Annotated in this window: 11 protein-coding genes; 4 read left to right on the top strand and 7 right to left on the bottom strand. The window is 54.9% G+C overall.

Annotated features, from left to right (window positions below; all coding sequences use genetic code 11):
* Together FFS57_RS22565 and FFS57_RS22560 are read left to right on the top strand one after the other, a co-directional pair.
* On the top strand, window positions 1-579 hold a 579-nt coding region (locus tag FFS57_RS22565), incomplete at its 5' end, for a pre-toxin TG domain-containing protein (protein WP_249384129.1).
* Entirely contained in the window at window positions 576-989 is a 414-nt protein-coding gene (locus FFS57_RS22560; RefSeq protein ID WP_137940096.1) for a hypothetical protein, read from the top strand. The genes FFS57_RS22565 and FFS57_RS22560, both read left to right, overlap by 4 nt.
* A 172-nt stretch (window positions 990-1,161) precedes the next feature.
* Here the strand turns inward: FFS57_RS22560 and FFS57_RS22555 are convergent, their stop codons facing one another.
* Complete coding sequence (locus FFS57_RS22555; RefSeq protein ID WP_137940095.1) at window positions 1,162-1,347, bottom strand: hypothetical protein; 186 nt, start codon at window positions 1,345-1,347, stop codon at window positions 1,162-1,164.
* 359 nt (window positions 1,348-1,706) lie between these two features.
* Between FFS57_RS22555 and FFS57_RS22550 the strand changes: the two genes are divergently transcribed.
* Complete coding sequence (locus FFS57_RS22550; RefSeq protein ID WP_137940094.1) at window positions 1,707-2,084, top strand: VOC family protein; 378 nt, start codon at window positions 1,707-1,709, stop codon at window positions 2,082-2,084.
* A gap of 18 nt (window positions 2,085-2,102) precedes the next feature.
* On the opposite strand, the gene FFS57_RS22545 is transcribed toward FFS57_RS22550, so the two are convergent.
* The 5 genes from FFS57_RS22545 to FFS57_RS22525 all read right to left on the bottom strand — a co-directional run bounded on the left by FFS57_RS22545 (window position 2,103) and on the right by FFS57_RS22525 (window position 8,112).
* The gene (locus FFS57_RS22545) at window positions 2,103-2,681 is read right to left on the bottom strand and encodes a hypothetical protein (RefSeq protein ID WP_137940093.1); all 579 of its coding nucleotides are present in this window, start codon (window positions 2,679-2,681) and stop codon (window positions 2,103-2,105) included.
* Window positions 2,682-2,958: 277 nt separating this feature from the next.
* A complete protein-coding gene (locus FFS57_RS22540) occupies window positions 2,959-3,201 on the bottom strand; it encodes a hypothetical protein (protein ID WP_137940092.1) in 243 nt (80 codons plus the stop codon).
* Window positions 3,202-3,693: 492 nt separating this feature from the next.
* Window positions 3,694-5,886, bottom strand: a complete 2,193-nt coding sequence (locus FFS57_RS22535) for a metallophosphoesterase family protein (protein ID WP_137940091.1) — start codon at window positions 5,884-5,886, stop codon at window positions 3,694-3,696.
* Window positions 5,887-6,386: 500 nt separating this feature from the next.
* Window positions 6,387-7,274 carry a dihydrodipicolinate synthase family protein gene (locus FFS57_RS22530; protein WP_137940090.1) on the bottom strand — a complete coding sequence of 296 codons (888 nt, stop codon included), beginning with the start codon at window positions 7,272-7,274 and terminating at the stop codon, window positions 6,387-6,389.
* 55 nt (window positions 7,275-7,329) lie between these two features.
* Window positions 7,330-8,112, bottom strand: a complete 783-nt coding sequence (locus FFS57_RS22525) for an aldolase (RefSeq protein ID WP_137940089.1) — start codon at window positions 8,110-8,112, stop codon at window positions 7,330-7,332.
* A gap of 176 nt (window positions 8,113-8,288) precedes the next feature.
* Between FFS57_RS22525 and pdxR the strand changes: the two genes are divergently transcribed.
* On the top strand, window positions 8,289-9,776 hold the full coding sequence (gene pdxR, locus FFS57_RS22520) for a MocR-like pyridoxine biosynthesis transcription factor PdxR (RefSeq protein ID WP_137940088.1): 1,488 nt from the start codon (window positions 8,289-8,291) through the stop codon (window positions 9,774-9,776).
* 160 nt (window positions 9,777-9,936) lie between these two features.
* On the opposite strand, the gene FFS57_RS22515 is transcribed toward pdxR, so the two are convergent.
* On the bottom strand, window positions 9,937-12,060 hold the full coding sequence (locus FFS57_RS22515) for an NHL domain-containing protein (RefSeq protein WP_137940087.1): 2,124 nt from the start codon (window positions 12,058-12,060) through the stop codon (window positions 9,937-9,939).
* Window positions 12,061-12,249 lie beyond the last annotated feature (189 nt).

The raw sequence follows: 12,249 nt of genomic DNA, 5'->3' as shown, positions 1-12,249 counted from the left end.
TCACTGGGTCTGGACTTGGTACCGGTACTGGGTTCGGCCAAATCGGCAGCGCAGGTGGTCACCGGGAAGGATTTACTGACGGGCGAGCCGGTCAATCGCTGGGTCGAGGCGGGTGGCATGGTGTTGGGCATGGTGCCGGGTGGGAAGCTGCTGACCAAGGGGACGACGCTGGCGAAGGTGGCGCGAGGGGCGGAGAAGGGGGCGGTCAAAGGCGGTACAGGCGCTAGTTATGATAAGTTGTATGGTCAGGGAATCTATGTGCTTCGTGATGAGGATAATGTAGTCAGGTATATCGGTAGAGGGGATGCACCAGACAGACTCCTGAAACACGAAGTTACACCAGGGAAAGATCACTTAGCTGGTGAAATTATATGGAGAAACAATCTGACTAAAGCACAGGCAAAAGGGCTTGAGCAAGCACTGATTGATCATTATGGTGGGAATGTATTGCGTAACTCCGATACGCCACTGATGAATATTTATCGATCATATTCACCATTTAACCCAAATGCCAGAAAATATAGTGAAGCAGTTTCAACTGAACTTTGGGATGAGACATTAAGAAGGATAGGACAGTGAAGAAGAATATAAGCGTGGGTATGGTGATTGGTATCCCCGTCTCTGGGGGGAGTGTTGTAGGAAAGGTCCTTTATGTGTCTGAATACTTTAAGGATCTTATTTTATTGGGGGTTTGTAAGATTCTGACTGAGCGGGATGTGATGCCGCAAATTTTGCCTGATGAATTTGATTTATATTTATATACAACCCAAGATCCAATTAGGAAGGGAAAATGGGCTGAGTTAGGTTTTGATGCGCTGAGAGAGTCGCAAAAGGGTAAAGCTTTACGTATCGTTGCTGATGAAGTATGGCTGGACGACGAGTGTATAAGAAAGGTATCGGCGGAGGATCGTGTAGAGCTTCCTAAGATGCTAGCACTGGGGTCTATTTTGGTTGAGAAGAAAGCAGCGAAACTGGTTGGGCTTGTGTAACTGTCCAGCTTCGGATAATTGCAATTAGATGCCGGTTGCGCCCGGCAGACGCGAGACTTTTCTTGTTTCGCCAAGAAAAGTCCCCAAAAGAAGGCGCCCCGTGCGCCTTGCCCGCTGATTGCGGGTACCCTGCGCGGCTCGCCTGGGGCGGCGGCAAAAGAACTCGCTTCGCTCAAACAACTTTTGCCGTCTTCCCGCCCCATGCTGCGCTGCTCGGCAAGGCTTGACGGGATTCATCGCTCGTTGTGGCCGCATTGGTGTTGATGCTCTTTAACAATTTATCACTTACTGGGATCACGTCAGTGCCCTGATCCACGACTGAACCGCCACCGGCCCCCAGCAGCTCGCCTATTTCCATCGCGATCACCTGGGCTCGGTGATTACCCTCAGCGACGACAGCGGCGCGGTCAAGGAACAACTGTCCTACGACCCATGGGGCAAATGCCCGTCATGCAATTTGCAGGGTGCTGGTTTGCGTAAGCCGTTGATGTAACACGTTGGCAATGCTATTGAAGGATTGGTAATGGTTCCTTGTAATCAACTGTTTTTGAATGCTTAAAAAGATGTGTGTAACGAGATGCGGTAAGTGTTGGATTTGAACGCAAGATTGTAATTTCGCGAAATGCCTGGCTGGTTTTCGTAATGAATCAGGCCTGGCACCGCGGGTGATTGAATAACTATCAGGCCCATGCAGGCCCATACACTTCAGGAGAGTTCATGTTTGATCACGTCAAGTTTGGGGTCAGCGACTATGCAGCGAGTAAAGCATTCTTCTGCAAGGCACTTGAACCGCTCGGTGTTGCTGTTGTTTCGGAGGGGGCGCCGGCGTACGGTGTCGAGCTTTGCCCGCCAGAGGGTAAGGTGTCGTTGTGCCTGTTCCAAACCGAGGAGAAGCCAGCGCATCTTCATTTGGCGTTCGTGGCCAAGAATCGCCAGCAGGTTGACGCTTTCCATCGCGCAGCTTTGGCGGCGGGTGGTAAAGACCACGGTGCGCCAGGTCTGCGCCCGCACTATCACGCGAACTACTATGCGGCTTTCGTCATTGGTCCGGACGGACACAATATCGAGGCGGTTTGCCACGAACCTGAGGCCTGACCCTGCTTTGACGAAGTGTTAGTCGCCACGCTCAATCACCGCGACTGCTTCACAAACGACCCAGCAGGAGCCTAGCAGCAGTGCTTTGCTGCTTCCTTGGGCAACGTGTGTTTGCACAAGGCTCAGCTTGAGCAACGGGGTGGTTGCTTCGCACAGTGGTGCCAGCGCAGCGAGCGGGCCATTTGCAAGCAGGCCGAATCCGCCAGCGAGATACGTGTGTATGTTGTTTGGCCCGCCATTGAGAAAGTGTCTCGGCTCGATCCAGCCCTTGAAGATGTCGTCCAATACCTGGTGAGCAACCAAGTACACTTCGGCGGGACAGGCTGGCTTAGACGAAAAGTAGAGGCCCCCTTGTGGGCCGGTGTGTTCAAGTAAGACAGGATGTTCGTCGACGAAGTCGATGAAGCCGACTTCTCCGATAAGTACATGTGATTCCTTGACTTGGCTACAAACCAGCTCAAAGAGGCGACGCCGAGCGGAGCCGCTCCAGTCGGTGCATTCCAGCTCAATGACAAGATTGCCATCAGCTAGTCGGCACGCGACTATTTGTGGCTCAAGATCTTCATAGATTGCGTGGGTAAGGCTTTGGATGTCCATGGCGGTTAACAGTTAATAGATGGGTACGACTGCCAGTTTGCGTGTAATGACAATGACGCAGTTGCTTGGTTTAAGGTATTGATTTCTGTTTGATGGCATGTGTTGTGCCGAGCTGTCTCCGGCTTCTTCTGACCAATATTGGTGCAGGATGAAGTTGGAGAGCTTAGCACCGCTAACAAAACCCTTCTGGTGTTGTTGTGCAAGCTCGTCGTACGCTTGTACTGCCTTTGTTTGCACGCCTAACCAGAACCACTTTGCTGGGTTTTGTTAGCGGCTGTTAGTCCCGCCCAGACCGAATAAATTCAATTTGTTTTACAAACACGAGCGTTTCGTCTGAGCTGGGGCCGGCGATGCGGTCCCGGTTTGGTTCGGCCTGGTACTTAAGGATGACTGTTTTGCCTTTTAGTGCTTTTTTGAGGGATGAAATGTCATTGGCGTCTGCTTCAAACCAGTCGCCACATTTGTCTGTGCAATAGGCTGTGATTTTTTTGCCATTGGGGGCTTGGACGACAATGCGCATGTCGTCGATTCCACCACCGCCGATCAATGTGCCAGTGATGGAGGCTGCGAAGGTGATTTGGGGTAACAGAAGCGTGGCGAATGTGATGATTCGGGGTAATGTCATGGTATGTGATCGTTGAGTTGTGGTGACGGCCCGGCGTGTTGCAATGCCGGGGCGCCCGATAGGGTTTGGCCGGTTGGTGCTGGTGGCAATGGTATCGGAAGCGGGCGGGGCATATCCATCACTGTTTGTGCTTGCCGCCCGGTTTTGTGCGTTGTGACGCTGATGATGCTGAGCCGACCTGGCATGACCGATGAGGCCATCTGCTCAATTGATCAATCCTTTTTAAGCAGCGCATACCCCCAGTCGTCTTCCGATACAGGTTGCCCATCACGAAGGCGTTGCTGAATATCAGACGAAAGCATGGACAACGGGATGCCTGGGCCGGGATTCAGACTGACGATGTGTGCGCTTTCTTTTTGCGAAATGCGTTTGGTTGTTGAATCGGGCCTATTTGCTAAGCGTTGCTTGATTGAAGTTGTCATCATGTAGTCCTTTCAGGATCGGATTGATAGAACGTTGGTGATAAAACTGGGCGAGCCAGGCAATATGGACTGCAGCCAGATAGGCAGTACCAATGAACGCGGAGACTTTTTCGTTGATCGGTTCATCGCTTGGCCATTTCAGGCCGCTGTCTGTTTTTGCGGCTACCCGTAACAGCGCTGGACAATTGCCGCAATCGCCCAGGAAGGTGACAACGGGTGCGAACAAGACCAGGCATTCGTCCTGACGCAGGTCATTGTTTTCATCGATATCGCTGCTGATGACTTGTGCGTCCCCAAACATGGCAGCCCGTGCACGACTTCTTGGATCGAAAAAGTTGAGCTGATCAGGGGAGTCGTTATCATCGATCAGGCGATACAGGTAGGGCACGTTGTCTTTGGTCTGCGCATACAGCGCGATCCGGATACAGGCGGGCGGGATGCCTTTTGTGATCATTTCAAATGCTTTGGCCTGAAGATCTCGTGCAGAGAGCTGGATGGTTTTCATGATCTCGCGGTTTTTTCGGTACTCTTCTTCGTCCTGCGAGATGGGCCAGCTCAAGTAGTAGCAATAACCTGGTGCGGGGTAGGGGATTCGCAGTTCAACATGCCCTGGCCCGCAGAACTCCAGTGCGCGTGTCAATTCCTCAGAAGGGTTTAAGACATCTCGATGGTCAGGCTCTTCCCAGTCGACACGGAATTGATCCGCAGTCGGCGCATGACTTGCAGGCATGCCAAGTGTGATGGAGCCCTGTTGAAATTCTTCGTTTTCACCGATGCGTAACACCACGAATTCCCGGTTTTTGAGCCGTAGACCGGTAATGGCGGCAGGTGGCAGCAGATTTTTGTCCGACATCCTCAATAGCATGGCACCGGCCCAGCGCCAGCGCACCGTCAGACGTTTGAGCAGTACGGCATGCTGGGCTTTCAGCGGCAAGCCACAGCTATAGGCTTCGTGGTCGCCATTCCTGGCGATGACAAATGGTGCCCTGGCATGCTCGATATGGGCTGGATTCCATTCCAGTTCAAAATCGGCATCGCCATCCAGATGGCCTGAGGCCGACTTGGTGGTAAAGGATAGCTCTGATTTGATGGCGATGTCGGTTCGGGATTCGATGACGGTTGCAGAGCGATCCTTGTCGAGAATGAAGAGTTTCTTGATATGCGACGACGGTAACCCTCTACTTGAGGTATCGCTGCGGCGATTACGTCGTGTGAATCGGGCCTGGCGAATGGCGGCACCTGACACGACCAGGCGTTGTGGGCCCAGTTGCAGGCCCGCATTGCCATAGGTCACTTCGCGCAAAAAGACGGATCGATTTGATTCCAGTTCCAGCACATTGAAATGGACACGATTCAGCGACCAACCAACCAAGGTCTTTTCGCCTGTGCCGGAACCGGCCGCCAATACGACTGTTGTCCCGGCATTGGCCCCAGACCCGCTGAATTTGGCGAAATGACATGCATGCTCATGGCCATGCAACACAATATTGACCTGGGCTTCGGACAGGTGGTGCAGCATGGTGCCTGAATTGATCAGCCCTGTTGCATTCACCATGCCAGAAATGCCTCGTCTGGAGCCATCTTGTTCTATTTGAGGGATGGGGAGCAGGTGATGGTGAATCAGGGCAATCACCAAATCGCTCTGTTTATCGTCCAGCGCGCATTTGGCCACACTGGCTGCCACGCCCTGTTTGACAGCACCTTGCGCAAACCAGCAATCACTATCATTAGAGTCGATACCGATCACTCTGACTCGCCATAGATTGCCATTATCACCTAGCTGCAGGTCTGCTTGTTTATCGGATTTGGGATAGTAATCATTGAAATACTGCTCAAATATATCTTTTTTATAACCATGTAACCATCGTGTTGGAATCACTTTTGTCCAGGTCGTGCCACGAAAGGCATATCGGTCGTGATTGCCCGGAATGATCCAATATTTATTGTCCTGGCTGTGGCCGGTATTTAACTTGTCAAGCATTTCCTTGGCGTAAGAGAATTCCCGATTGTTTGCATTGTCTGTAATGTCGCCGGTAATTAATATTGAATCGGGTTGAATGACGTTGTTGATGTAGTCAACCACAGTATCCCATACGTCTTCGTCTTTTTTCTCACTGAAATGCAAGTCACTTAGGTGAACGATTCGAACTAGGCTCATGATGATTCCTTTCACCGCTTTACTGACAGTTGGGATGACGGATCTGAATGGGAGAGGATGAGGATGGGTTATGGATTATTGCATTGTTGAAATATAAGCAAGTTGTGTTCCATTCAGGTATACGGCGCCATGAATTGAATATTTGAAGTTGGCGATGTATGGATATTTTGCGGGTGGAATATATGGTTTGTTTTTGATTTGAATGTACGGATTTTATTATGTATTGATTGTGCTGCCGGTGAGGTGTAAAGATATTCGACACCAATGCCATTGGTGAATGAACGGATTTCAATATTGGGCGTAGGCAAATTCCCCCTGTTCAGATTGAGTTTGCCAATGTTCAGCTTCAGCCGTGGCGAGCTTGGGCAAGTATCGAACCCGTGGAACCTGACAAGCTACGAGGGCCGCACCAGCATATCCAGGTTGCAGGTTGGACATGCTGGTGTGGCAGGAATATTGGCGAGTCTATCGCCAGCGTACTGGATGGCTAATTGGGTCAATCAGCGCTGGAGGGTGTCCAGCAGTTGCTGCAGCTGTTTTTCGTCAGCCTGTGACAGGGCCTGCAATGGGCGCCTTGGTTCACCTGCTTCAAATCCCTGTAGTCTCAGCCCCGCTTTCACGGTTGTGGGCAAGCCGCCTTTTAGAATGAACTGCAGCAGCGGTAGTTGCTGATAGAAGACCGCCCTGGCCTGATCCAGATTGCCGGCTTGGCAGGCCTGATACAGTTTCAGGGTCCAATGCGGAATCAGGTTATGTGCGGCGGTGCACCAGCCACGGGCACCGGCGGCAAAGGCTTCCAGCGCCAGTGGGTTGCTGCCGTTATAGAACGGGATCTGGCCATCTGACAGTTGTTGTATGCGGTGCATGCGCTGAATATCACCACTGCTTTCTTTGACCATGGTGATGTTGTCGATCTGTTTCACCATGTTGACGATCAGCTCTGGCGACATGTCGATTCCGCTGGTGGCGGGGTTGTTGTACAGCATGATCGGGATGTCGATGGCGTCAGCAATGGCGCGGTAGTGGGCAGTGATGTCTGCCTCGCTCAATTTCCAGTAGGAAACGGGAATGACCATGACCACGTCTGCACCGGCCTGCGCAGCGAATCTGGCACGTCGAACGGCGTTCCGGGTGGTCAGGTCAGAAATGCCGACTACAACAGGGACGCGTCTGGCGACCTGTTTGATGGCCGCTTCGGCAACGGCTTCCCACTCATCGTCGGTCAGGTAGGCACTTTCGCCGGTACTGCCAAGCGGCGCAATGGCATGGGCGCCATCGTGGATCAGCTTGTCGATCAGCTTTCTCAGTGTGGGCAGATCAGGGTTGCCAAGTTCTGCATGAAACGGGGTAATCGGGTAGGCGATGATGCCTTCAAGTGCGGTGTGCATGGTGTGCTCCTGGTGGTAAGGGGTTCGGTATTGGCGGCTGCCCTTGAACAGGTTCTCAGGTCAGGCTATCGGGGTGGTGGCGCAAGCTGCGGCGGGCGTAATAGGCAAAAGTTGCCTGGTGACGCTTGGGTGTGGATATCCAGTCGTGGGCTTCCTTCCCCAGGGCAGGTGCAATTGGCTTGATGTCGCCGGCTGCCATGGCGAGCAGTTGCAGCCGGGCCGCTCGTTCGATCAACATGGCCAGGATGCAGGCCTCTTCCACCGTGCGGCCAGTGACCAACTGACCATGGTGGGCCAGCAGGATGGCGCGTTTGTCGCCCAGCGCGGCAGAGATGATTTCGCCTTCTTCATTGCCGACCGGCACGCCGGGCCATTCCTTTAGAAAGGCGCAGTCATCGAACAGTGGGCACATATCCATGTGTGACACTGCTAAGGGTATTTCCAGCATCGACAAGGCGGCGACATGCGTCGGGTGGGTGTGGATGATGCAATTGACTTCCGGCCGGGCACGATAGACCCAGGTGTGGAAGCGATTGGCCGGGTTGGCCATGCCATTGCCATCCAGCACGTTCAGGTCCTGATCGACATGTACCAGATTGGTGGCGGTGATTTCGTCAAACCCCAAACCAAAACGTTGGGTATAAAAAGTGTCGCCGGATTCGGCACGGGCCGTAATTTGACCGGCCAGGCCGGCGTCATGGCCATTGTCGAACAATATGCGGCAGGTCAGCGCCAGCTTCTCCCGTATTGTCCATGTGAGATCAGGGATGGCGTGCTGCATGCGAGACTGGGCAACGGTGACCAGCTCATCTTTGGGTAGGGATAAGGTCGTCGGCATGATGTGGGCTCCAGGGGGTAATGTTGATCGATTCAGCTGCCGATGAAGGCGCTGCCGGTGTGCTCGGTACAACCTGCATGGGTGGCTCACCGTGATTTGTCGGCACATCTTAGGCTTGCATTGGACCGGTCAAAACATCCAGAATTGAAAAGTTAATGGGTCCAGAGGGGTAGGTGATGTTGCGACCTTGGTCACTATCAATGCCGTTGCAGCGGACGAGCGATTTGGCATTGCATTTGCAGATTGCACAGGCCGTGGTGGATGACATTCGGCGTGGCAGGTTGATGCCAGGTGATGCGTTGCCCGGCACACGTGCGTTGGCTGATGAGCTGATCGTGAATCGTAAAACCGTGGTGCAAGCGTTTGATGAATTGCAAGCGCAAGGCTGGATTGAGCTGCAACCACGCCGAGGGGCATTTGTATCGGCCCAGCTGCCTGTGCAGGGGCCGACACAGGTGACAGATGTCCGTTCGACGGGGCTGACGTTGCCACCGGTGTCTCCTCCATTAGCCCGTTACATGGATCAGTCCTTGCTCAGGGTCAATCGGCCTGACGAGGTATTGGCTTTTTCCGATGGGGTGCCGGATTCCCGTTTGATTCCTTACAACGTGCTGTCGCATGCCTATCGTCATGCGCTGTTGGTGTCGGTCAGGCACAATCAATTGGGTTATGGCGACCCCACAGGCACCCCGTCGTTACGGCATGCCATTGCCGACATGCTACGCATGGAACGGGGATTGAACGTACAGGCCAGCCAGGTCTGTGTGGTGCGGGGGAGCCAGATGGGTATTTATCTGGCAGCACGTTTACTGGGTGGTCCACAGACACACGCCGTATTCGAATCGCTGAGTTACCCACCTGCCCGTGAAGCATTCCGGGCCAGTGGGGCGACAGTGCACAGCGTGGCGCAGGATGCATATGGCCTGATACCGGAAGCCCTGGAGCAGCTGTGCCAACGCTTTCCGGTCCGTGCGGTGTTTGTCACGCCACACCACCAGTTCCCGACTACGGTGATGTTGCCGGCTGACAGACGGTTACGTCTGTTGGCGCTGGCGGAACAATATGATTTTGCAGTTGTGGAGGATGACTATGATCACGAGTTCCACTACCTGCGAAGCCCGGTACCCCCGCTGGCCAGCATGGATCGGTATGGCCGGGTATTGCATATTGGTTCACTGTCCAAGGTATTGGCGCCCGGCCTGAGGCTGGGTTATGTCGTGGCCGCCGAACGGGTGGTCGACCGCTGTGCGGCCGACATCATGCTGATCGACCGGCAAGGCAATCAGCTGACCGAGCTGGCTGTCAGCGAGCTGATGGCGCGTGGCGAGTTGCGTCGACACATTCGTCGTGCCTTGAAAATCTACCAATCACGTCGTGACCATCTGGCCAGTGTGCTTCGCAGCGAGCTGGGTGGGCAGGTGCACTTTGATCTGCCGGCGGGGGGCATTGCACTGTGGTTGAGGCTGGATGAACGGGTGAACATGGTGAAGCTGGCACAGGATTGTTTGGCGGAGCATGTGGCCATTCTGCCGGGCCAGGCGTTTTCGCAAGATGACCAACCTGTGCGGGCTTTCCGCCTGGGCTTCGGTAATCTGAATGAAGCAGAGCTGGATGTTGGCGTGACGCGCTTGAAGCGGGCGTTAGCCAGGCAGGGTAGGGCATAACCAGTCAATATTGACGATATTTACATCCGGTTCAGGCGGAACCTGGGTGCCACCGAGGAGCACACGTTTCGACAGGGCCGGTTTAGGGCCGGCACCAGATTCAACACGCTGCATGCCAGGTTGATACGGGATTCGGCCCATGAACTCATGTCAACAGGATCTACAACAACGTCACCGGTATCTCGTTGCCTTGGGTGGTCATGTTGCCGGCGTAATCCATGGCGATGATGCGTAATGTGTAATCGCCGGCCGGAAGTGTGGCCGGTTGCCAGCTACCGATTTCGGCACGACCGTCCCGTACCAGGTGGGTGGCGACATACAGGAATCGCGTAGCAGTACTGCCATGCACGGTGATCCCACTGTTGTCGGCATAGGCGGTTTTGACGGCCTGGTCATCCAGCGGCAAGCTGCCGAAATCAATGTTCATTCTGGGGTGTTCAAAACCGGGTGCTGGTGTGCCGTCACGACGCAGGATCTGGAACCCAAGTGAATGCAGCCCCAGACGGCGGCGCGGCAAGTTGCGATCAACTTTGTCCCAGGCATCTACCACAATCTGCACACCGTTGACGCCGTGTGGGATTTGTATCCGCCCATCTGCCCCTCGGGTAAAGGTTTGACCATCCGTACCAGCAAGCTGGATGCGATCGATAGTGGGGGCGATCTGATCGGTAAACCCGCGAAAGCCAAGCTCAATGGCATTACGCTGGATACCGCCAAGTGTCAGGCCCATGTGGACATGCGCCATACCGTTGACGGTGCCCAGTACCTCACCCGCCTTGAATCGGGTGCCGCGTCTGACCCGCATGCGATTGGGTTTACCCGTTGTATCTGACAACAGTAAAAAGCGGGTGGGGTCGAGCACCTTGTTCTGTGCTGTGCGACCAACCCGCATGTGGATATAGCTCAACGTATCCAGTCCCAGCCCTTCGCTTAGATTGCCAAACCCCCAGGTGGCCAGTGGGTCACTGACTTTGGCATCGGCAATGGCCAGAACTTCTGCCCCGACATCAGCCTGAATATCCAGGCCACTGTGCAAGTGATCGCGGCGTTCACCGCGGAAATTACCGCGGACCTCGCCAACGGTGCCGACTACCTCGTGCCAGTCATATTGTGGTTTGACTGGCCAACGGCCAGCGGTATTCGGTAACGCAATGACGGGAGCGGGGGGCACGGGGGACGCTGTGGTTGGCTGGCCTGGCGCAGCCTTGGGACGAAGTCGATAGAGGCGGGTTGCCTGGGCATCAGCCACCACCAGCATGCCCTGGTTGTCGAGTGTCAACCCGCTGGGGCGAGCAAAGCTGTCGGCCAAGTCAGTTTCACCGATCAGAATGGCCTGTTCTCCGGTGGGTGCAAGCTGCAGAATCCTGCCTCCTGACGCATCACCCACATAGAGCGAGCCATCACGGCTGATCGCCAGGCCGAGCGGTCGCCGTAACGGGGATTCGCGATCCTGTTCCGGTGCTTGGGCAAAGGTACTGACCTCGCCATTGGGGGCCAGCTTGCGGATGGCTCGGTTGCGGGTGTCGGCGATCCACAGGTTGCCAGCGTGATCCAGCGCCAGAGCACAGGGCATGTCAAACAAGGCATTGCCTCCTGGGCCGTCTTGATGGCCTGGGTGTGGGCCACCCGCTAGCGTGGTCACATTACCATCAGGTTGAATCACGCGAATTCGGTCGTTGTAGGTATCGGCGACATAGAGGCTGCCATCACGGCCAACCGCCACCGCCAGCGGCCCATTGAACTGTGCCGCCGTGGCCGGGCCATCGCGCAGTCCCGGTTGGCCGGTACCCGCTACGGTACTGACTACGCCTTGTGGCGTGATTTTGCGGATGGCGTGGTTGCCGGTATCCGCCACATACAGGTTGCCTGTGGCATCCAGTGCCAGACCGGATGGCGTGTTGAAGGCCGCGGCGCTACCTGTACCGTCCTCGAAGCCTTCCTTGGACCCAGCCAGGGTGCTGACCGTACCATCGGCGGTCATCACCCGGATACGGTTGTTTTCACCAGCATCTGCAACATACAGTTTGCCCATTGCGTCAGCCACAACCCCATACGGGTCGGCAAATCGCGCCTGGGCTGCCACACCATCTTGCAAACCGGGGGCGCCTTCACCTGCGATCCATATCCGTTCGGCCTGCCAGGCAAGTGGGGTTGGGTTTGCCGGGGGTGGAGCAGGTTGTGTCGCATCAGGGCGTAACGCTGGCGAGGTTGGGATCAATGTTGATCCTGCCCATCCCAGGCAACCGGCCAATACGATGGCACCAAGTACGAATCGAAGCTTCATGTCAGAGGGCGGCTAGCTGTGCGGGGCCATATGGTAGCGTGGCCGAGTCAATGTCGCCAATATTGCCCACTGCCATGCAGGCCTTGCCCAGCCTGGTTTTGGTGTATTTGACAACGGGGCATTGCCAGGGAACTTAATCGGCCTGTGACAATCTGCGGAACTCGCAATGCGCGTATATGCATACCTTTT

Source organism: Chitinivorax sp. B, assembly GCF_005503445.1.
Taxonomy (GTDB): Bacteria; Pseudomonadota; Gammaproteobacteria; order Burkholderiales; family SCOH01; genus Chitinivorax.
Note: the sequence above shows the minus strand (reverse complement) of the source record. Positions and strands in the feature narration are given on the sequence as shown.

Excerpts from the sequence above, each read along its gene's own strand:
- FFS57_RS22515 (WP_137940087.1), bottom strand. The coding sequence starts at position 12,060 with ATGAAGCTTCGATTCGTACTTGGTGCCATCGTATTGGCCGGTTGCCTG.
- FFS57_RS22555 (WP_137940095.1), bottom strand. The coding sequence starts at position 1,347 with ATGGAAATAGGCGAGCTGCTGGGGGCCGGTGGCGGTTCAGTCGTGGAT.
- FFS57_RS22545 (WP_137940093.1), bottom strand. The coding sequence starts at position 2,681 with ATGGACATCCAAAGCCTTACCCACGCAATCTATGAAGATCTTGAGCCA.
- FFS57_RS22535 (WP_137940091.1), bottom strand. The coding sequence starts at position 5,886 with ATGAGCCTAGTTCGAATCGTTCACCTAAGTGACTTGCATTTCAGTGAG.
- FFS57_RS22525 (WP_137940089.1), bottom strand. The coding sequence starts at position 8,112 with ATGCCGACGACCTTATCCCTACCCAAAGATGAGCTGGTCACCGTTGCC.
- pdxR (WP_137940088.1), top strand. The coding sequence starts at position 8,289 with ATGTTGCGACCTTGGTCACTATCAATGCCGTTGCAGCGGACGAGCGAT.
- FFS57_RS22540 (WP_137940092.1), bottom strand. The coding sequence starts at position 3,201 with ATGCGCATTGTCGTCCAAGCCCCCAATGGCAAAAAAATCACAGCCTAT.
- FFS57_RS22530 (WP_137940090.1), bottom strand. The coding sequence starts at position 7,274 with ATGCACACCGCACTTGAAGGCATCATCGCCTACCCGATTACCCCGTTT.
- FFS57_RS22550 (WP_137940094.1), top strand. The coding sequence starts at position 1,707 with ATGTTTGATCACGTCAAGTTTGGGGTCAGCGACTATGCAGCGAGTAAA.